The sequence below is a fragment of the Nitrosospira multiformis genome (assembly GCF_900103165.1).
GTDB classification, from domain to species: Bacteria; Pseudomonadota; Gammaproteobacteria; order Burkholderiales; family Nitrosomonadaceae; genus Nitrosospira; species Nitrosospira multiformis_D.
Genome location: NZ_FNKY01000001.1, coordinates 2,479,142 through 2,499,115, shown reverse-complemented (window position 1 = coordinate 2,499,115; position 19,974 = coordinate 2,479,142). Strand labels below are relative to the sequence as shown.

At 56.2% G+C, this 19,974-nt stretch carries 17 protein-coding genes; 12 read left to right on the top strand and 5 right to left on the bottom strand.

Going from position 1 to position 19,974, the window contains the following annotated elements; genetic code table 11:
- The first annotated feature begins 91 nt into the window (after nucleotides 1-91).
- From BLR00_RS11270 to BLR00_RS11220, 11 genes are all read left to right on the top strand, one after another.
- Nucleotides 92-3,079 carry a monovalent cation/H+ antiporter subunit A gene (locus tag BLR00_RS11270; RefSeq protein WP_074632641.1) on the top strand — a complete coding sequence of 996 codons (2,988 nt, stop codon included), beginning with the start codon at nucleotides 92-94 and terminating at the stop codon, nucleotides 3,077-3,079.
- Nucleotides 3,079-3,423 (top strand): Na+/H+ antiporter subunit C, encoded by a 345-nt coding sequence (locus BLR00_RS11265; protein ID WP_074632638.1) that lies wholly within the window; start codon nucleotides 3,079-3,081, stop codon nucleotides 3,421-3,423. Before BLR00_RS11270 ends, BLR00_RS11265 begins: the two co-directional genes overlap by 1 nt.
- Entirely contained in the window at nucleotides 3,420-5,153 is a 1,734-nt protein-coding gene (locus BLR00_RS11260; protein WP_074632636.1) for a monovalent cation/H+ antiporter subunit D, read from the top strand. The genes BLR00_RS11265 and BLR00_RS11260 overlap by 4 nt, the downstream gene beginning before the upstream one ends.
- Nucleotides 5,150-5,638 carry a Na+/H+ antiporter subunit E gene (locus BLR00_RS11255; protein WP_074632633.1) on the top strand — a complete coding sequence of 163 codons (489 nt, stop codon included), beginning with the start codon at nucleotides 5,150-5,152 and terminating at the stop codon, nucleotides 5,636-5,638. Before BLR00_RS11260 ends, BLR00_RS11255 begins: the two co-directional genes overlap by 4 nt.
- Entirely contained in the window at nucleotides 5,635-5,916 is a 282-nt protein-coding gene (locus BLR00_RS11250; RefSeq protein WP_074632630.1) for a K+/H+ antiporter subunit F, read from the top strand. Before BLR00_RS11255 ends, BLR00_RS11250 begins: the two co-directional genes overlap by 4 nt.
- Nucleotides 5,913-6,278, top strand: a complete 366-nt coding sequence (gene mnhG, locus BLR00_RS11245; RefSeq protein WP_074632628.1) for a monovalent cation/H(+) antiporter subunit G — start codon at nucleotides 5,913-5,915, stop codon at nucleotides 6,276-6,278. Before BLR00_RS11250 ends, mnhG begins: the two co-directional genes overlap by 4 nt.
- Before the next feature lie 125 nt (nucleotides 6,279-6,403).
- The gene (locus tag BLR00_RS11240; RefSeq protein ID WP_074632625.1) at nucleotides 6,404-6,733 is read left to right on the top strand and encodes a hypothetical protein; all 330 of its coding nucleotides are present in this window, start codon (nucleotides 6,404-6,406) and stop codon (nucleotides 6,731-6,733) included.
- A 78-nt stretch (nucleotides 6,734-6,811) separates the two neighbouring features.
- Entirely contained in the window at nucleotides 6,812-8,983 is a 2,172-nt protein-coding gene (gene tkt / locus BLR00_RS11235) for a transketolase (RefSeq protein WP_074632623.1), read from the top strand.
- Nucleotides 8,984-9,114: 131 nt separating this feature from the next.
- On the top strand, nucleotides 9,115-9,681 hold the full coding sequence (locus BLR00_RS11230; protein ID WP_074632620.1) for a lipocalin family protein: 567 nt from the start codon (nucleotides 9,115-9,117) through the stop codon (nucleotides 9,679-9,681).
- A 238-nt stretch (nucleotides 9,682-9,919) separates the two neighbouring features.
- Nucleotides 9,920-12,298, top strand: coding sequence for a Tex family protein (locus tag BLR00_RS11225; protein ID WP_074634276.1), 2,379 nt, complete (start codon nucleotides 9,920-9,922; stop codon nucleotides 12,296-12,298).
- A gap of 63 nt (nucleotides 12,299-12,361) precedes the next feature.
- Entirely contained in the window at nucleotides 12,362-12,787 is a 426-nt protein-coding gene (locus BLR00_RS11220; RefSeq protein ID WP_074632618.1) for a hypothetical protein, read from the top strand.
- Between the two features lie 190 nt (nucleotides 12,788-12,977).
- On the opposite strand, the gene BLR00_RS11215 is transcribed toward BLR00_RS11220, so the two are convergent.
- Nucleotides 12,978-13,868: a nucleotidyl transferase AbiEii/AbiGii toxin family protein gene (locus BLR00_RS11215; protein WP_107797571.1), complete on the bottom strand. Its 891-nt coding sequence runs from the start codon at nucleotides 13,866-13,868 to the stop codon at nucleotides 12,978-12,980.
- Complete coding sequence (locus BLR00_RS11210) at nucleotides 13,865-14,731, bottom strand: type IV toxin-antitoxin system AbiEi family antitoxin domain-containing protein (protein WP_143007652.1); 867 nt, start codon at nucleotides 14,729-14,731, stop codon at nucleotides 13,865-13,867. Before BLR00_RS11210 ends, BLR00_RS11215 begins: the two co-directional genes overlap by 4 nt.
- A gap of 582 nt (nucleotides 14,732-15,313) precedes the next feature.
- Between BLR00_RS11210 and BLR00_RS11205 the strand changes: the two genes are divergently transcribed.
- The gene (locus BLR00_RS11205; RefSeq protein ID WP_256324124.1) at nucleotides 15,314-15,871 is read left to right on the top strand and encodes a transposase; all 558 of its coding nucleotides are present in this window, start codon (nucleotides 15,314-15,316) and stop codon (nucleotides 15,869-15,871) included.
- Nucleotides 15,872-16,324: 453 nt separating this feature from the next.
- Here the strand turns inward: BLR00_RS11205 and BLR00_RS11200 are convergent, their stop codons facing one another.
- From BLR00_RS11200 to BLR00_RS11190, 3 genes are all read right to left on the bottom strand, one after another.
- A complete protein-coding gene (locus BLR00_RS11200; protein ID WP_074632610.1) occupies nucleotides 16,325-16,642 on the bottom strand; it encodes a PepSY domain-containing protein in 318 nt (105 codons plus the stop codon).
- Between the two features lie 353 nt (nucleotides 16,643-16,995).
- Nucleotides 16,996-18,213, bottom strand: coding sequence for an NADH:flavin oxidoreductase/NADH oxidase (locus BLR00_RS11195; protein WP_176759976.1), 1,218 nt, complete (start codon nucleotides 18,211-18,213; stop codon nucleotides 16,996-16,998).
- A gap of 69 nt (nucleotides 18,214-18,282) precedes the next feature.
- The gene (locus BLR00_RS11190) at nucleotides 18,283-19,932 is read right to left on the bottom strand and encodes a tetratricopeptide repeat protein (RefSeq protein ID WP_074632607.1); all 1,650 of its coding nucleotides are present in this window, start codon (nucleotides 19,930-19,932) and stop codon (nucleotides 18,283-18,285) included.
- Nucleotides 19,933-19,974: the final 42 nt, after the last annotated feature.

Below are 19,974 nucleotides of genomic sequence, written 5' to 3'. Positions count from 1 at the left end.
TCTCAACGTATCTGACGCTTTTGCCCGCACATGGCCATATCCGATGGATTGGCGGGACGGTCAGGGTTTGCTAAACCGGAATCAACGTGTCATGTCGCTAGCCTGGATTGTTATCCTGCCATTCGTGGGCAGTCTCTGCGCCGCGCTTGTGCCCTCCCACGCCCGCAATGCCGAAGCCTGGCTTGCGGGCGCGATCGCGGTTGCGTGCGTCACCCTGACATTGCAATTCTACCCGCAAGTCGCCGAAGGGGAGGTGGTGCGGGAGACGCTGCAGTGGGCACCCGGGCTAGGTCTGGATTTCACCTTTCGCATGGATGGTTTTGCATGGTTGTTTACCATGCTGGTGACCGTGATGGGCGCGCTGGTGGTGCTGTATGCGCGCTATTACATGTCCGCGCAGGATCCGGTGCCGCGTTTTTTTTCGTTCTTCCTGGCTTTCATGGGAGCCATGCTCGGAGTGGTGCTGTCGGGCAACCTGATTCAGCTGGTGGTGTTCTGGGAGTTGACCAGCCTGACATCATTCATGCTTATTGCATACTGGTATCATCGTTCCGACGCGCGCCGCGGGGCCCGCATGGCGCTGACCGTGACGGCAGCCGGCGGGTTGTGCCTGCTTGCGGGGGTGCTGATATTGGGGCGCATCACAGGCAGTTACGATCTGGACGTGGTACTGGCTTCAGGCGATCTGATTCGGGCACATTCATGGTATCTGCCGGCGCTGATCCTGGTGGCACTGGGCGCGCTGACCAAGAGTGCCCAGTTTCCGTTTCATTTCTGGCTGCCGCATGCGATGGCGGCGCCCACGCCTGTATCCGTTTATCTGCATTCCGCGACGATGGTCAAAGCAGGCGTGTTTCTGCTGGTGCGGCTCTGGCCCGCGCTGGCAGGCACCGATGAGTGGTTCTGGATCATTGGCAGCGCGGGCCTTTGCTCGCTCGGGCTGGGCGCATACATGGCAATTTTTCAACGTGACATGAAGGGCGTCCTGGCCTATTCGACCATCAGCCATCTTGGGTTGATTACGCTGCTGCTGGGACTTAACAGTTCGCTCGCATTGATCGCGGCCATTTTTCATATCATGAACCATGCCACATTCAAGGCATCGCTGTTCATGGCCGCCGGCATGGTCGATCATGAGACCGGCACGCGCGACCTGTCGCGGCTGAGCGGCTTGTATCGCGCAATGCCTCTTACCGCCACGCTCGCCACGGTGGGAGCCGCGGCGATGGCGGGCGTACCCTTGCTCAATGGTTTCATCTCGAAGGAAATGTTTTTCACCGAAACGATATTCATCAGCGGCAATGCGATCACACGCATCGGCATGCCGGCAATGGCCGTGATCTGGGGAGTACTCAGCGTTGCTTATTCATTGCGTTTTATACTGCAGGTTTTTTTTGGGCCGCCCGCCACGGATTTGCCAAGGAAAGCGCACGAGCCGCCGCTCTGGATGCTGCTTCCCAGTGCGTTGCTGGTATTGACCTGCCTTGTGGTCGGCATGATCCCCGCGAAAACGATTGGACCATACCTGGATATGGCGGCGCGATCCGTGCTGGGGCCAGACATGCCTTTCCACAGCCTGGCGGTTTGGCATGGCTGGAACCTGCCGTTGCTCATGAGCCTGGCGGCAATGGCCGGGGGCGTCATCCTGTACCGGATGCTTGGAAAATATCATCATGGCACCGCAGTGGTGCCGCTGATCGACCGCTTTCACCTGGACGGCAAGCTTATTTTTGAATATCTTCTTACAAAGCTGGATTCATTGGCAGATGGGCTGACGCGGTGGCTGTCGACAGACCGGCTGCAAGTGCAATTGCTGCTGCTGATCTGTGCGGCATTTGCATGCGCGCTGATCCCTTTGTCAAATGGGGGGTTGCCAGCGGGCAATATGGCTGTGGCGCCGGTTGAACCCGCTTTCGCGCTGATGTGGCTCGCTGGTGCCGCCTGCGCGATCGGTGCCGCCACCCAGGCCAAGTACCATCGCCTTGCGGCACTCAGCCTGGCGGGTGCGGCCGGGCTGGCCACCTGCATGACCTTCGTCTGGTTTTCCGCGCCAGATCTAGCGCTAACCCAGCTTATCGTGGAGGTGGTGACACTTGTCCTGCTCCTGCTGGGCTTGCGCTGGCTTCCCCCGCGTTATAAATCGGTGGATGATAAACGGGTTCCGCTCCGGGTGCGCCTGCGGGCCCGAACTCGGCGGCTACGGGACCTGGTGCTGGCGATTATTGCTGGTACCGGACTGGCCGCATTGAGCTATGCGGTATTGACACGGCGGGCCGGGGAAGGCATTTCGCCGTTTTTTATCGAAAATTCCCTGCCACTGGCCGGGGGCGCCAATGTCATCAATGTGATCCTGGTGGATTTTCGGGGTTTCGATACGCTGGGTGAGATCACGGTGCTGGGAATCGTGGCGCTGACGGTATTCGCGCTGCTGCGGCGGTTCCGTCCTGCGCCCGAAAGCGTGGGATTGCCGATCCAGCAGCAGGAGCAGGATGTGCAAAGCAGCGGATTGCCGCCGGACCCGCATACATTGCTGCCAGCGGGACCGATGCGGCTACCGGGGGTGATCGTGCAGTTGCTGTTGCCGGTTGCAGGCATGGTGGCGGTTTTTTTCCTTCTGCGCGGGCATAATGAACCTGGGGGCGGGTTTGTGGCCGGACTGATCGTGGCGACGGCGGTTATCCTGCAATATCTGGTGGGAGGTACCGCCTGGGCGGAATCGCGTACCCGGATTTTTCCGCAATACTGGATCGCGCTGGGCCTGTTGTGCGCCTCGGGAGCGGGCTTCGCGGCATGGCTGGCAGCGCGTCCGTTCCTCTCAGCCCTGACATGGCATGCGGCCTTGCCGGTAATCGGCGAGCTGCATCTTTCCACCGTGCTGCTATTCGATATCGGTGTATTTCTGCTGGTGATTGGCGCCACGGTGCTGATCCTGGTGGCGCTGGCGCACCAATCGCGGCGCGGACATCGCAAGCACGGCACCGCATACGTGGAGTCCGGAGCCAGACCGGCAACGGCGCCAGCTCCAGAGGCCCTACAGACCCCGGCCGGCACTTCGGCATACGCCGCCAAGGAGAATTGATGGAAATCGTCTATGCCCTGGCAATCGGCGTATTGACCGGATCGGGCGTGTGGCTGCTGCTGCGTCCGCGTACCTTTCAGGTCATCATGGGCCTCACCTTGCTTTCATACGCGGTGAACCTGTTCATTTTCGGGATGGGGCGGCTGACCGTGGGGCTCGTTCCCATCATCGATATCCTCAGGCAAGCCGATCCATCCCTTTACGATGATCCCGTGCCGCAGGCGCTGGTTCTGACGGCGATTGTGATCGGCTTCGCCACCACAGCACTGTTTCTGGTGGTGCTGCTGGCTTCACGCGGCCTGACGGGCACCGATCATGTCGAGGGCGAAGAGCTCGAGCCATGAATACCTGGATACAGCACCTTCCCATATTTCCGGTAGTCGTCCCCCTGGTGGCGGGTGCGGCCATGCTGCTGTTCGCCGAAGCCCGGCGCACGGAACGCGCAATTGTGGCCCTTTGCGCCGCGCTGGCAAACCTGGCGGCCGCAGTGGCGCTGATCTATGTGGTCAGCGATGCAATGCCCGAGATCTGGCCAGACGGCATCAGTGTTTATCTGCTGGGCGGCTGGCAGGCGCCATTCGGCATCGTGCTGGTGGTGGACAGGTTGTCGGCGGTGATGCTGTTGCTGAATGCGGTGCTGGCACTGGCATCGCTGGTGTATGCGCAGGCGCGCTGGAAAAAGATGGGGCCGCATTTTCAGTCGCTGTTCCAATTTATCGTCATGGGAATAAATGGCGCGTTCCTGACCGGTGATTTGTTCAATCTGTTTGTATTCGTGGAGGTGCTGCTGGCTGCTTCCTACGGCCTGGCGCTGCACGGCTTGGGTGCGGCGAGGGTCAAGGCGGGCCTGCACTACATCGCCGTCAATCTGGCGGGGTCATTTGTTTTCCTGATCGGGGTTTCATTGATCTACGGCGCAAGCGGAACGTTGAACATGGCGGACCTCGCGGCACGCGTTCCAACATTGCCGGATGGCGACCGTATCCTGTTTGAAGCCGGCGCGGCGATCCTGGGGGTGGCTTTTTTGCTCAAGGCGGGAGCGTGGCCGCTGAACTTCTGGCTGCCGGCCACTTATAGCGCCGCAGCCCCGCCGGTGGCGGCCATATTTTCGATCATGACAAAGGTAGGGATTTACGCGCTGCTGCGATTGGGCTCGCTGTTGTCCGACCCGTCCATTTCATCCGGCAATTTGGGTGGTCCGGCCCCATTCGGCGACGGCTGGCTGTTCGGTATCGGACTGGTCACACTTGTACTGGGCACTGCCGGTATGCTGGCCGCACGCCAGCCACAGCGACTGGCCGCCTACTGCGTCATCGCATCGGCCGGTACGCTGTTGACGGCGCTCGGTCTGGGTGGCGCCGGGATGAAGAGTGCGGCATTGTTTTATCTGGTGAGTTCGGTACTGGCTACGGGTGCTTTTTTCATGCTCAGCGAAATGATCGAGCGTACCCAGCGATCCGGCGAAAACGTTCCGGAAGATGCGGCTGAATCATTCGATCTTGAAGAACCGCTTGATCCCAGCCGCCCCGACGAAGCCGTGGGAATTGTCATACCGGCGGCAATGGCATTTTTGGGCATGAGCTTCATTGCGTGTGCGCTTCTGGTGACGGGGCTGCCGCCATTATCGGGTTTTGTCGCGAAGTTCTGGATTCTTTCCGCCGCACTGGAGACCGTGCCGTCCGACATGCCGCTTGAGGCGCTGCCGACATCGATATGGGTGCTGTGGGCGGCAGTGCTGGGATCCAGCCTGATCGGGGTCATCGCGCTGTGCAAAATGGGCGTGCGGCTGTTCTGGAACTCGGGTGAGATCGTGACGCCGCAGTTGCACCTGGTCGAAGCAGCACCGGTTGCCGTGCTGCTGCTGTTGAGCGTGGCGCTGGCGGTGGGGGCGGGACCGGCATCGGACTTTCTGGGTCTCGCGGGACATTCGTTGTCCTCGCCGCAGACGTATATCGACGCGGTATTGGGAGGCGGTCCGTTATCAAATGCCTTACACGAGACAGAGGTCATCGAGGTCATCGAGGGACTGGGGGGAGTGGGGGGAGTAGGGGAAACAGGAGGAATAGGGCGATGAAACGCTGGCCATCCCTGACGCTATTCACGGTGATGCTGCTCGCCTTATGGCTCCTGCTTAACGATACGCTGGCGCCCGGTCATCTGGTGCTGGGCCTGGTACTGACGGTTGCCATCGCGCTCGGGACGGCGGCCATGCGACCATTACGCGCCCGTCCCCACCATCTGCTGGCGGCGGTGAGGCTCATTTTCGTCGTATTGTTTGATATCGCCCGTTCCAATATTGCCGTCGCGGGCATCATTCTTGGGCCCCTGAAGCGACGTTCCAATTCGGGCTTCATGAGGATACCCATTGATCTGCGTGATCCATACGGGCTGGCGGCGCTGGCTTGTATAATTACTGCGACACCGGGCACCATCTGGGCCGGCCTTTCGGCGGATGGGGGTGACCTGACGATTCATGTGCTGGATTTGCAGGATGAGGAAACCTGGATTCGAACGATCAAGCACCGTTACGAACGTCCACTGATGGAGATTTTCGAATGACACCACTGCTGCCCTGGGCTCTATCCTTTGCGCTGATGGCTTTCGCACTGGCCATGCTATGCGCGGCGATCCGCCTGTTGCGAGGGCCAGCCGCTGAAGACCGCGTACTGGCGCTCGATACCTTATATGTCAATGGTATGCTAACGATGCTGACGCTGGGAATCCAGTTTGGCTCCAGAATCTATTTCGATATCGCCCTGCTGATCGCGCTGTTCGGTTTCGTCGGTTCAGCCGCGATGGCAAAGTTCCTGCTGCGCGGGGAAGTGATCGAACCATGATCATGACAGACATTCCCTTGTGGGCGGATCTGTTGGCATCATTGCTGCTTGTATCGGGCGGGGTGTTGACGCTGATCGGCTCTTCCGGCTTGCTGAGACTGCCGGATTTGTTTGCGCGCATCCATGGGCCCACCATGGGTAATACCCTCGGCCTGGGCTGCGTGTTGCTGGCGTCGATATTGATTGCTTCCGTGCAGGCACACCGGTTCATATTCCAGGAGGTGCTGATTGCGCTGTTTGTGATAGCCACATCGCCCGTGACCGCGATGCTGCTCATGCGTGCAGGGATATACCGCAGACGCGAGGATGGCGTCAAAAAAGTCACGCATGCCCCGGATGGAGCCGAAGGAGCTTCCGAATAAATTTTTTCACCGTGCAACGGGTTGCGATATGCTAAGGACAACTGATCTGCCTCTTGCCACGCCCTCACTCAAACAACACCCTGAATCTGCCATGAGGTGATGCGGGCGATAACTTCAGCACCCGCTTGACACTGATTGCAGGCGCGACCATCGGCACCCTGGTGGGAGACCCCGCCGGTGGCGGGATAGGCGCTGCGGTTGGAGGATACGCCGGTTCGCTGTATGGCGCGGCGAGCGGCCTTCCGGAAGAAGGCGAAGCCACGAGCCAGGAGCCCCGGCCGAGGCCGGCGGGAATGATGGTAGCGGTTCGAGTGGCCAAACTGGAACTGAAGCAGCGTATCATCGATAGCCTGAAACACTCCGGCGCGAAAGACATCGAAAGTGCCCGGGGCGCGTGGGAAAACGGAGAATGGGTGGACTTCGACCCGGTAGCTTATCCGAAACTGATTCATTGATTCCATTTCCTGCTACTTCCCAGTAATATTCATAGGAACAGCGTATCAACTCGCCGGTACCCGGTGTGGAGGATAAAAATGTCAGAGCAGCCGAACGAAGGCTATAAGGGTGCAACACACGATACAGCCTTGGATAACCTGTGCATCAACACCATACGCGTACTGTCCATGGATGCCGTGCAGAAGGCCAACTCAGGCCACCCTGGACTGCCTATGGGCGCGGCAGCCATGGCCTACGTTCTCTGGACACGCTTTCTCAAATTCAACCCGCACGATCCGCTGTGGCCGGATCGTGATCGCTTCGTCTTATCCGCCGGGCATGGTTCAATGCTCCTCTATAGCCTGTTACACCTGACAGGCTACGATCTGCCCCTGGATGAGATCAAGCGCTTCCGTCAATGGGGCAGCCGCACGCCCGGCCATCCCGAGCGCAGCCTTCATACGCCCGGGGTGGAGGTTTCGACCGGTCCCCTGGGGCAGGGGTTCGGCAACGGCGTGGGCATGGCTATTGCCGAGGCATGGCTGGCAGGCCGCTTTAATCGTCCCGACCATAAGCTGGTAGATCACTATACTTATGCGCTTGTTTCCGATGGGGATCTCATGGAAGGCGTTGCAGCGGAAGCGGCATCCCTCGCCGGACATCTTCGCCTGGGCAAGCTGATCTACCTTTACGATCAGAATCACATCACCCTCGCCGGCGCAACGGATCTCACATTTACCGAAGATGTCGCCCGGCGGTTTGAGGCATATGGATGGCATACCCGTGGCGTGCCGGACGGCAACGACACGGACGATATTGACGCAGCCTTGCGGGAAGCGCAGGCCGAGACAGGGCGGCCATCCTTGCTGCTGGTGCGAACGCATATAGGTTACGGGAGCCCCAAAAAGCAGGACACGTTTCACGCCCACGGGGCGCCATTGGGCGAGGAGGAAGTGGCCGCCACGAAAAAAGCGCTGGGTTGGCCTACGACTGATACGTTTTTTCTGCCGCCCGAAGCCGTATCGCATTTCCGCCAGGCCATTAACCAAGGGGCAACGGATCAGCAGGCGTGGCAACGGCGTCTGGATGCGTACCGGTCTGCCTATCCGGCGGAAGCTGCCGAATGGGATCAAGTCATGGGTGGACGTTTGCCCACGGATTTTGCGGCAGGACTGCCGGCGTGGAAGCCCGAGGACAAACCGGTATCGACGCGCGTGGCGGGAGGACAAGTTTTGAACGCTTTGGCACAGCGTATCCCGAATATTATCGGCGGTTCGGCGGATTTGAATCCCTCCACCAACACGGCGCTGAAAGAGCAAGGTGATTTTCAGCCACCGGACGACACACCAGGCATCTCCGGGGCCGTAGGCGGCAAGTGGGGCCACACAGGGCGTAACCTTGCCTTTGGCGTTCGTGAGCACGGGATGGGTGCGATAGTCAACGGCATGGCTGCGCATGGAGGCATACTCCCGTTCAGTGCAACGTTTTTCGTCTTTTCCGATTATATGAAGCCAGCCATACGCCTTGGCGCACTCATGGAACTGCGGGTGGTGTATGTCTTCACGCACGACAGTATTGCGGTTGGCGAGGATGGCCCGACGCATGAGCCGATCGAGCATTTGGCCGGGTTGCGGGCGATTCCGGGCTTGACTGTCATTCGCCCGGCTGATGCCAACGAGACCGCGGAGGCTTGGATGATTGCGGTGCAGCGGTCCACCCCGACCCTGCTGGTATTATCCCGGCAGAATCTTTCCATTCTGGATCGTTCCTTCTCGCAGGAGGCGGGGGTTGCGCGTGGCGCGTATATTCTTGCGGAGGCAGCAGGAGGCGCGCCTGAGGTATTGCTTATTGGAACAGGATCCGAGGTTGACCTATGCGTCAAGGCTCAGCGACGGTTGAAGGAACTGGGGGTGCGCGCCCGAGTGGTTAGCCTGCCGAGCTGGGAGTTGTTCGCCGAGCAGGACAACAGTTATCGGGAGCGGGTCCTGCCTGCCGCTGTGCAAAAGCGCGTCACCATCGAAGCCGCGGCTTCTCTCGGATGGGAAAGATTTGCGGGGACAGAGGGAACGGTTATCGGTATCGACCACTTCGGCGCCTCGGCCCCAGGAGAGGAAGTCATGAAACGGTTCGGCTTTACAGCCGAGCGCGTTACCGCTGCCGCACTCAGGCTGCTTGGGCGCGAGGAGGAAGCGGCACGGGAAGATACAGGCATAGATGGACAGGGCGAAACCGCCGTGGCGGCGACGGCGCCTTCCGAAGGGCATTCCTGACGCGCGCAGGTACAGCTTCGACGCCGATAAGACTATTTGCATCGTGCATGCGCAGCGAATCAGCTGCCGGGGGAGCAACCTGGCAGCATGAAGGTATATCGTTTTTAACACGACTATTGAAGGGAATCCAGATGCAAAAATTATTGTTTATGCTGGTAGCGGCAGCTTCGCTGATGCTGATGGGATGCGAAATCGGGGTTCCCAAGGGCATTACACCGGTGAAGAATTTCGATTCCCAGCGATATCTCGGAGACTGGTTTGAGATTGCACGACTCGAGCATTCGTATGAAAAAGGGCTGAACAACATTACGGCCAATTACAGTCTTCGTGAAGATGGCGGCATCCGGGTCCTGAATCGCGGATATGATCCGGAGAAAAAAGAATGGCGGACGGCAGAAGGCAAGGCATATTTCGTAGAAAGCCCTGATATCGGCTATCTCAAAGTATCGTTCTTTGGTCCTTTTTATGGTTCGTATGTGGTGTTCGACCTGGATGAAGCCTACCAGTATTCCTACGTCACTGGACCGGATCGCAAGTATTTGTGGTTTCTTTCCAGGACCGCGCATGTCGATGACGCAGCACTGAAAAGGTTCATAAAAAAGGCTGATGAGCTGGGATTCGACACAACGAAGCTCATTTATGTCGACCAGGGAGGGGTAGAGGCGCCAAAAACACAGGCGATGGGCGCCAAGGATTAAGCGCTTGCACCTGAAGCGTCCGGTAGAAAAAATTCTTCTTATCTATTTCGAAGCCCGAACGTGGCGTGATCGGGAGATCAATGCCATTGATTTACACTCTGCCCGTGCGGCACCTGCCTCCAGATACCCGCCTCATCCATCGATGATATGATGGCGCGGTCCTGCATCGGACCTGCCTCGTCATGCTTGGCCTATTTACAGATAGTATTCCTCCATAAAACCTATGCTGCCATCCACCATGCTACCCACCATTACGCAACGCCTGTCTCTCGAACTCGCCGCCCAATCCCCGCAAGTCGCTGCTGCGATAGCCCTGCTCGATGAAGGCGCCACCGTGCCATTTATTGCGCGTTACCGCAAGGAAGCGACGGGCGGGCTGGACGATATCCAGTTGCGCCTGCTGGAAGAGCGGCTGACCTACCTGCGCGAATTGGAGGACAGGCGTGCCGCGATCATCGCTTCCATTGAAGAGCAGGGTAAAATGACACCGGTATTGCTGGCCTCGATCAATCAGGCGGAAGACAAGACGCGCCTCGAAGACCTGTATTTGCCGTTCAAGAAAAAGCGCCGCACCAAGGCACAAATTGCGCTGGAGGCGGGGTTGGAACCGTTGGCGGATGCGTTGCTGGCTAACCCCATGCTGCAACCCGAGGAAGAAGCCGGTAAATACCTGAAACCCGCTTTTACCACCGATCAGGGCGATAACCCTGGTGTGGAAGATGCCAAAGCCGCGCTTGAAGGCGCGCGCCAGATCCTGATGGAGCGCTTTGCCGAAGATGCAACACTGCTCCAGTGGCTGCGTGAATATCTGCTGGCGCATGGCGTAGTGGAATCGAAGATCGTCAAGGGCAAAGAGGAGGCAGGCGCCAAATTTTCCGATTATTTCGACTCTTCCGAAACAATCAATACTATCCCTTCGCACCGCGCCCTGGCGATGCTGCGTGGCCGCCGCGAGGAAATCCTGCATGTCGACTTGCGGCTCGATTCCGAAGCGGAAAAACCCAAATGGGATGCACCGCTCAATCCCTGCGAGGCACATATCGCCACCCGCTTCCGCATCAAGAATCAGGGCCGGCCGGCTGACGCATGGCTCAGCGATACTGTCCGCTGGACCTGGCGGGTAAAGAGTTTTCCGCATCTGGAAAACGAGTTGATGGGCACACTGCGCAAGCGTGCGGAAACCGAAGCCATCCATGTTTTTGCGCGCAACCTGAAGGCGCTGCTGCTGGCGGCACCCGCCGGGCCGCGCGCCACCATGGGCCTCGACCCTGGCCTGCGCACCGGCGTCAAGGTGGCGGTGGTGGATGCCACCGGCAAGGTCATGGAAACCGCCGTGATTTATCCCCACCAGCCGAAGAACGATTGGGAGGGGTCGCTTCATATTCTGGGAAAGCTGGCCGAAAAACATGGAGTATCGCTGATTTCCATCGGCAACGGCACGGCCTCGCGGGAAACCGACAAGCTGGCAAGAGACCTGATCAAGCTGCGCCCTGCGCTCAAGCTGACCTCGATTGTGGTGTCGGAAGCGGGCGCGTCGGTCTATTCCGCTTCCGAATTCGCTTCGCGCGAATTGCCCGACATGGACGTATCATTGCGCGGCGCCGTATCCATCGCCCGCCGCTTGCAAGATCCGTTGGCGGAACTGGTGAAAGTCGATCCCAAGTCCATCGGGGTGGGCCAATACCAGCATGACGTTGCCCAAACCCAGCTTGCACGCTCGCTCGATGCCGTAGTCGAGGATTGCGTGAACGCGGTGGGGGTGGATGTCAACACCGCCTCACCGCTTTTGCTGGAGCGGGTATCCGGGCTCAACAGCACCGTGGCGCAAAGCATCGTTACTTACCGCGACAAAAAAGGCATGTTTACTTCGCGCGCGGCTCTGCGCGAGGTGCCACGCCTGGGCGACAAGACCTTCGAGCAGGCGGCGGGGTTCCTGCGCATCATGAACGGCGACAACCCGCTGGATGCCTCGGCCGTGCACCCCGAATCCTATCCACTGGTGGAAAAAATCATCGCCGACCTCAAGCAGGATATCAAGACAATTATCGGTAACGGCCAGCTATTGAAGTCGCTGAATCCGGCGAAGTATGCGGATGGCAAGTACGGAATACCGACGATCAGCGACATCCTGGGTGAACTGGAAAAGCCGGGCCGCGACCCGCGTCCGGAATTCACCACCGCCACCTTTAAGGAAGGCGTGAACGAGATGAAGGATTTGCGCCCGGACATGATCCTGGAGGGAGTGGTGACCAACGTTGCCGCTTTCGGTGCATTCGTGGATATCGGTGTGCATCAGGATGGGCTGGTGCATATTTCCGCGCTTGCCGATAAGTTTGTGAAGGACCCGCATACCGTAGTTAAGGTGGGGCAGGTGGTGAAGGTCAAGGTGGTGGAGATCGATGAAAAGCGCAAGCGGATCGCGCTCACGATGCGGTTGGCGGATGTCCCATCACAGCAGGGACAACGCGAGAACAAGCCTGAGCAGCGTAGCGACAAATCTGAACATCGTGGTGACAGAAGGGACGATTCATCGCGGCCTAAGCAGCAACAACAAAAACGGGAACCTGAGCCTAACGGCGCAATGGCGGCGGCCTTTGCGAGGTTGAAGGGTTATTAGCTGCGTTGATATGACTGGATGAGTATCCTTGTAGATACCAAAGAAACAAGTAATTCTTAGTTCATGGAAAATTTACGGAAGAAATTAGTAGAATCGGCTCTTGAATGGGAGTGCGTATTTGGTAATGCCCCTTGCATAACTTCTGCAATTTCTGAATTGGATGCCGCACTTATTTTGGGTGCGTCGGCTGAGGAATATTCCGTCTCAATGCAGGGAATGACTTCGGTTCGAAAAGGCTACGACTTCAGGTTTAACGGAGCGCGCTATCAAGTCAAAGCCAATCGTCCCAGCGGCAAGTCCGGTAGCTTTGTAACCTTGGTAGGAAAGGCAAGAAATTACGAATGGGATTATCTGATTTGGGTTCTTTATAATCCAAAATACGAGGTCCAAGAGGCTTGGCTTTGGGAAGTCTCTGCGTACAAAGCGGCTTTCGATACCGTAATGCGTCTTTCTCCATCACATTACCGACAGGGCAGAAGGCTTGCTTAATACAGATCGTCGGGTATGAGCTGATCACGACTTTTTCGGTCCTTCGGACGTTTCTATGAGCTAGTAGTACGCTATTGTGCATGGTCTTCAGGGAGGGTAGGTTATGAAGCATTTTGGACAGGTGCGGGGAATTAGGGACAACCAAGATTTTATTTCAAGTGGCAGAAGAATGTGGATTCTTATCTAAAGATCAGCTGAGTCTAGCCCTGTCGTTTCCAATTGTCATCGTATCCCATGGTAAGGATTCGAAGAAATTTTGCACTGCGCTGTAAGCGGTATCGAAGCTTGGCAGTTCTCCTGATATCAGGCTTGGTAGAGCGGTACTATACTGCTGATTGGAAAGTCCAATGACCTTTGGGTCACGCATCGCAGCTCTGTGCAAGGGCACTTGGCGCTCACGACAAGCTTCAAGAAGTTTCCGAAAAACCGCTTCGCGATCGGCCTCTTCCGGTGGATGGCCAATTTGTAGGAGTAAGAAGAGGTCATAAATGTCTTGATAACGTCCACGTTCTCGAATGGGTTGCTGCAAAACAGATCGTAATTTCTCAGCGATGAGATCATGAAAGGTGTACATTGACAGCGAACCGCCGTCAATGGATTCTTTCTCCGTTTCACTGGCCCACTCGTTGAAGCTGTAATCGACCTGAACTACCTGTGCCGATCCGGTTGCTTCTAAACGCTTCATAGACCTCGGCTCCAAGCGGCTTACGTAGCCAATGCGCATCTGAAGCGTCGGAAAACTTACGTCGGGACGATTTGGTGGCCTGATCTCGTGTGACTGAAGACGCAATGCCAAGGCATATTCATTGTCTGCTGAGATAGGCACCAATGCTTCTTTGATGGTGTTCAGCAAAGCAGGAATATCGACATCTTGGATTCTTTGGGATGTAGAGAAATCGATATCACGGGTGAATCGACTGCTCTGGTAGCGAATGGCCAAGAGTACACCACCTTTCATTATCATGATTGATGATAGGATAGGCGACTGTGCAATTCCACGCAGAATCAATTGTACGGCTCGTCGAAATGTTTTTCGGTCTATCTGATCTTCAGATTCGACCCAAGCTTGAAGATCAATCACAATTCTTCATCGGATGTTGCAATGTTGATCGATAGCATCCAGCGCTCAGAGAAATTGGGTTCATAGTCAGCAGCCGGATCCAATCTTCTGGAGCCGCCACGAGCAGCAAATATACTCCAAGCATTAATACGCGGATCTCGAATCTGACAGATTTCTTCAAGGATAAAGCCAGCACGAACCTTGTCGATAGGGGCGCCGTGTTGATCCAGTTCGTCGAAGATGAGGCGTTTATTGATTGCTGCATACTTTTTAAAGACCTGGATCACATGAGCAATTCCTCCACATAGGTCGGGCTTGCGAAGCATGTCCAAGAAGGTTCGGCCGATTGTGGCCACTCGGATAGGTGAACCTTTGATTATCCGAAATGCACCCGGGTGTATGCTCGCGTAACGATGTACCGACCGATGCCCGATTTTAGTTATCGTTGTTCGCCGGAGTAGAGGAAGGCCACTCTTTCGGTAGACTTCGAAGTCTTTTCCCAAGTCTTTTTCCATTTTTTCTTCGGCAAAAATTGTCCAGTCGCTGCCCCTAGGCGTTGAGACATAGATTTGCTCCGGCATCCGATCGGTTAGACCGTGAAACTCCATGGCACTCAAATGTGATAAGTAACAGAATGGGTCAATGGAACAGATGATGGCGCTGCGGTCTGTAACATTGGCACCTATGAGCGAATAAGCAGCACGATCGGGCAGGCCTTGCAACGATTTTAGAACTGCGTCGTTTTGAAGCTTACGCTCAATATTGGTGAAGGTACGTGTATCCAGCGCGGCACGTTTAATTTTGAGTGGTTGGCCTTCATAAACTTGAGCCTTGTACAAGTGCCAAGTGATACGCGCAATATCGTATCGAAGGACTACTGGCATTTCTAGCTTCCCGAGTTCGAGAGCAAGAGCGCGGACAATAGGAAAGCCGTTGGATGTCATATCAGTGATAAAGCAGTATCCTACACACGTCCTTAGGACGTGTGTAGGATACTGCAACTACAATATTACGTCAAGAGCTGAGCGCATTGAGGTTTTAGAAGGTAACCCCGTCTAAGATAGTCAGGTTCATCCGAGAAATTGCCACATAGGGAAGTTCTTTAAGGAGATGTATTATCCATCCGTCCTTAGGACGGATGGATAATACATCTCTAACAAGACTTTGTCAATTCCAAAGGATAAATTATTAAAAATCTAAGTATCTTGTCTACTTGCCACCGCTTGGAAGCTGCGAACCGCCCATGGTTTTCTACTAGACTCGGCCCGGGCTTTTTACTAAATTCATACCATACCGCGTTGAACTTTTCTTATTTTATCCAATATTCCCCTGTACATCAGCCAGCATGGCAATTATTGCCACGCTGGCTTCTTCGCATCCAATCAATCTATTTCGCTCACCGGAAATAGGGGACAGACCACTGTTTTCTGCTAGACTCACCCAGTGTTCCTTACTGAAGTCACACCATGCCGCGCCGAGCTCGTCTTGTCTTACCCAATATTCCCCTGCACATCATCCAGCGCGGCAACAATCGCCAAGCTTGCTTCTTCGCTGACGAGGATTACTCCGTCTATTTGGACTGGTTGGCCGAGCACGCCAGTAAGACAGGATGCCAGGTTCACGCCTATGTGCTGATGACTAACCATGTACATCTACTGATTTCGGCTGATGGGGTCGAAGCGCCGGGATTGTTAATGAAGGTACTGGGTCAGTGTTACGTGCAGTATGTAAATCGCACCTACCAGCGAAGCGGGACGCTCTGGGAAGGACGATTCCGTTCCTGTTTGATACAAGACGAAATCTATTTGTTGGCTTGCCAACGCTACATTGAGTTGAATCCGGTACGGGCGGGCATGGTAGCGCATCCGACGGAATATCGTTGGTCAAGTTACCGGGCGAACGCGCAGGGTGAGGTTGATGCCTTGGTGAACCACATTCACTTTATGAGATGTTGGGTCTGGATGCCGCAGCCCGACAGGCAGCATACCGCGCGTTATTTCGCCACGAATTGGAGCCGCCATTGATGGATGAAATCCGGCGAGCCACAAATGGCAATTTTATACTTGGCAACGAACGTTTCGCCGTGCAAGTGTCGTCAGCCATAGGAAAACGAGTGATACCCGGAAAACCAGGACGCCCGCGCAAGACGTTGGAACCAGAATCAGATAAATTATTTCAAGAGTAGCGGAGAATTGTGGTCTGTCCCCATTTCCCCCCACTTGGTAATGAACGTTTCGCCGTGCAAATGTCGTCAGTCATAGGAAAACGAGTAATACCCGGAAAACCAGGACGGCCACGCAAAATGTTGGAACCAGAATCGGATAAATTATTTCAAGAGTAGTGGAGAACCGTGGTCTGTCCCCATTTTTCCATTCATTTTTCCATTTTTCGCCATTTTTCGCAGAGTCTGACCCTATTGGTTTTCTTTCTTTTGATACCCCGCGTTCTTGGCGCGGGGGTGGTTCATTTGACGGACGCTACAGATGTTTTATCTTGAGGAGCTTGCCATTTTCGTCGACCCTGATCTCAATTTCCTTACCATCCGGTTTTTCTACCTCAGCTTCATAAACAGTAACGATTTTGTCGCTATCGAAATGAAGGATTCGAACGTGCTGTGTTTTCGTTTCCTTCTCAATTTCCTCAATTTTTCCACCGCCTGCGTGATCGATTATCGTTTTCTGAACTGCAGGCGGTACATCCGCCCACGGAATTCTTTCCTCTTTTTCGGCAAAAGCCGAGGTTGCGAATACTATCGTAGCGGGTAGAACAACTGACATGAATAATTTCGTTTTCATTTGTGACCTCCTATCTCATCTTCAGGAAACACACTCGCCAGAACATTCTATTTTTAAAAACTAATCGAAATAAAGGGCGAGTTTGAACGATAAACGCGGATCAGAAAGCGGTCTGTGCGGTAACGCACTTAAGCTGCTTTTGTAAAAGGCAGTAGTATCCGGCAGTTTTGCTCAGACGATCATGTAACTATCTGATTGGAACAGCATTGGGGACAGACCGCGGTTTCCTGCTAACGGCGATTCCCATCGTTATAAAGAATAATGAATAATAGCTTTTTGAGTGAAATCCATTGGTCGCAAGTAACGCGAGCTATCAAGCCTTTTTCCATCACGGACTTCTTGTATTCCCGCCCTTATTTTGCCCGACGTTTCACCGCATAGCCATATTGGGTCGGCCATGCTGGTTCCTCCCCCATGGAGTGTTGTGCCTTGATGGCCCAGTAGGGCTCTCGCAGCAGCTCCCGCCCGATAAAAACGAGGTCTGCCTGGCCGCTGGTGATGATTTCATCCGCATACTGCGGGTCGGTAATCATACCCAGGCCGCCGGTGCGGATTTTTGCTTCTTCGCGGATACGCCGGGCGAAAGGAATCTGGTAGCCCCTTGATACGGGAATCTTCGCATCGGGAGTCGCGCCGCCGGAGGAGACGTCGATCAGATCCACGCCCAGCGCCTTCAGCTCCCTGCACAGCGCAATCGATTGCTCGATATCCCAGGCCCCGTGGGTCCAATCGGTTGCGGAGATGCGCACGAAGAAAGGCAGGTCATGAGGGATGATTTCGCGCAACCGTCCGGCGAGGCGCAGCAATAGCCGCATGCGATTCTCGAGGCTACCGCCATATTCGTCGGTGCGCTGGTTGCTGATGGGCGAGAGAAACTCGTGCATCAGGTAGCCGTGAGCGGCATGAAGCTCGATGAGTTTGAAGCCTGCCGCCAGCGCGCGTTTGGTGGCGGCTTTCCAGGCGTCGATGCAATGCCCGATATCCGCTTCCGACATGGCCGCTGGAATCGGGTCCCCCGCGTCGAAGGGCAGGGGGCTGGGCCCGATAACCGGCCAGCCACCTTCGGTAGCGGTTTTAAGGCTGTGCCCGCCGGTCCATGGTTTATCGCAACTGGCCTTGCGCCCCGCGTGAGCGAGCTGGATGCCGGGAATGGCGCCTTGCGTCTCCACGAACCGCGCAATCCGGGCCAATGGCTCGATATGTTCGTCTTTCCAGATTCCCATGTCGGCAGGTGAGATGCGCCCCTCGGCGGTGACTGCCGTCGCCTCGACGATTACCAGCCCTACGCCGCCCATCGCCCGGCTGCCGAGGTGAACCAGATGGAAGTCATTGGCAAAACCATCCTCCGCCGAGTACATGCACATCGGCGACATTGCGATGCGGTTGGGGAAAGTGACGCCGCGAATGGTCAATGGAGACAGTAGATCGACTTCGGGCACTTCGCGGTCATGATCGCACTGGCACTGACTTTGAAAAGCGTCTTGCACTACGCTTTCGCTGGTATTGGTAAGCAGGTCATTTGCCGAGCGACGAGAGGGGTGTTCGAGTTTGTCGGGGTCATATTGAGACATGATTTTTCCTTTCTTAAAAGAATTACCTGCCAATCTGGCGTGGGGAATTGATTGAGGCGGTTGCCGCAATCACTGTTTCCCGAGAAAGGCCTTGGCCTGGGCCAGTTCATCACGCGCGGTATCATGATCGGCCGCCAGGATCTGGAGCCTGGCATAATAGTCGCGAGCCTCCTTCCGGTTGCCTGACGCCTCCGCTGCGCGAGCGGCACCGTAAATGCTGCGGAAGCGGTTGGGATCGCGCTTCAGGGATTGCTCGAACTCGGCAAATGCCTCTGCCGGACGGTCGAGCTCAAGCAGCATTTCTCCCAGCAGCTCGCGAGAAGAAGCGACATTACCCGGACTCACCGGGTGCTTGTCGCTTGCGTCTTCAGCTTCCGCGGCGGCACGCATCCACCGCACTGCCTCGTCGTTTCGACTCTGTGCAAAAGCAAGCCAGGCGTTGGCTGTCTGAATTTGATAGTCGGCCTGACCCGCCCAATAATCCAGTTTAGTCGCCGTCATCGTTTCCTTGAGTGCCTGCAGTCGTGCGATATCCTTGCGGGCGGCCGCGATATCTCCGCTGCGCGCGGCGCCCAGGCCGCGGGCAAAGACAAGGACCGCTTCAGCCTGCGGGAATTTGCTCCAGGTCAGCCCGGCGGGCGACAGCTCGAGCGTGGCAGCGCCTTTCCAGTCGCCGCGCTCTAGTGCAAAGCGGGCGGGAATGGCGGCGAAGGCATAAGCGGCCGGGAAATTTTCCACATTGACCTTGCGAATCGACGTAGCTTCGTCCACAAGGCGTTTGGCTGCCTGGTCTTGCGCTTGCTGGAGATGGGCGAAAACCATGTAATCCATGGCGTGCAGGGCATCATACGCACCAATGCCGAGGGTCGTTTCCTTGAGTTCGCTCTTGGCTGCAAGATAAGAGGCGCGATTGCTTTCCACCATTTCATGCCAGAGGCCAACCCGGCTGAAGATGTGTGATGGCATGTGCAGTGCGTGTGGCACCGAAGGTGCGACCCTGGCGTAGACTCTGGCTGCGGGAAGTCCCTTTTCCGCCAGCTGGGCATAATCATAGGTGTGGATCAGATAGTGGGCGACGCCCGGATGATCCGGATACTTCCTGAATAACGGCTCCAGGATATTTGCCGCTCTAAGCTGGTTAGCGAAAGTTTTATCGGTGGGCAGCGCTGCAGCGTTGAGCACGAGAGCGTGGAGGATCTGTGCTTCGGTATCGTGTGGGTAGCGTGCTGCCACGCCTTTCATTGCTTCCTCGAAGGCCAGTAGCCGTGGCCGGTAATCGGTTGTTTCCCAATCCTTGAAGAATGCGGCCAACGCGGCAATATAATCGCGTTCACGCTCGCTCCCGGCACCCACGCGCTGAGCGCTGGCCACGGCGGATGCACCTTCCTTCCATGCCTTCGGGGTGGGCGGCCATGTGAATGGATTGCCTATGGACATGATCGCAATGCCCCAGTATGCCATGCCGCATTGAGGATCATGCTGGAGCACTTTGTCAAACGACTGGATAGCCGGATAGAACCAGAAGGAATGAAATAGGGCCATCCCCCGGTTGAATTCCTTCCGCGCTTCGGTGCTGCAGCTGACCGGGAAGTTTACCTCGCCCAGTTTTTCGCGCGGGGCGGTTCCCGTGGGGTCGTGTTCATCATGCCCCCGAGCTCCGGGCACCCCGATGCAGAGCGATATCGTCAGCATCCATGATGCGGTTTTCGCCAAAGTCATACCATCTCCTGAAGCGCTGATTCGGAACGTGCCCCATCCCAT

Coding starts and splice junctions, on each gene's coding strand:
- BLR00_RS11270 (WP_074632641.1), top strand. CDS start 92: ATGTCGCTAGCCTGGATTGTTATCCTGCCATTCGTGGGCAGTCTCTGC.
- BLR00_RS11265 (WP_074632638.1), top strand. CDS start 3,079: ATGGAAATCGTCTATGCCCTGGCAATCGGCGTATTGACCGGATCGGGC.
- BLR00_RS11260 (WP_074632636.1), top strand. CDS start 3,420: ATGAATACCTGGATACAGCACCTTCCCATATTTCCGGTAGTCGTCCCC.
- BLR00_RS11255 (WP_074632633.1), top strand. CDS start 5,150: ATGAAACGCTGGCCATCCCTGACGCTATTCACGGTGATGCTGCTCGCC.
- BLR00_RS11250 (WP_074632630.1), top strand. CDS start 5,635: ATGACACCACTGCTGCCCTGGGCTCTATCCTTTGCGCTGATGGCTTTC.
- mnhG (WP_074632628.1), top strand. CDS start 5,913: ATGATCATGACAGACATTCCCTTGTGGGCGGATCTGTTGGCATCATTG.
- tkt (WP_074632623.1), top strand. CDS start 6,812: ATGTCAGAGCAGCCGAACGAAGGCTATAAGGGTGCAACACACGATACA.
- BLR00_RS11230 (WP_074632620.1), top strand. CDS start 9,115: ATGCAAAAATTATTGTTTATGCTGGTAGCGGCAGCTTCGCTGATGCTG.
- BLR00_RS11225 (WP_074634276.1), top strand. CDS start 9,920: ATGCTACCCACCATTACGCAACGCCTGTCTCTCGAACTCGCCGCCCAA.
- BLR00_RS11220 (WP_074632618.1), top strand. CDS start 12,362: ATGGAAAATTTACGGAAGAAATTAGTAGAATCGGCTCTTGAATGGGAG.
- BLR00_RS11210 (WP_143007652.1), bottom strand. CDS start 14,731: ATGCCAGTAGTCCTTCGATACGATATTGCGCGTATCACTTGGCACTTG.
- BLR00_RS11205 (WP_256324124.1), top strand. CDS start 15,314: ATGCCGCGCCGAGCTCGTCTTGTCTTACCCAATATTCCCCTGCACATC.
- BLR00_RS11200 (WP_074632610.1), bottom strand. CDS start 16,642: ATGAAAACGAAATTATTCATGTCAGTTGTTCTACCCGCTACGATAGTA.
- BLR00_RS11195 (WP_176759976.1), bottom strand. CDS start 18,213: ATGTCTCAATATGACCCCGACAAACTCGAACACCCCTCTCGTCGCTCG.
- BLR00_RS11190 (WP_074632607.1), bottom strand. CDS start 19,932: ATGACTTTGGCGAAAACCGCATCATGGATGCTGACGATATCGCTCTGC.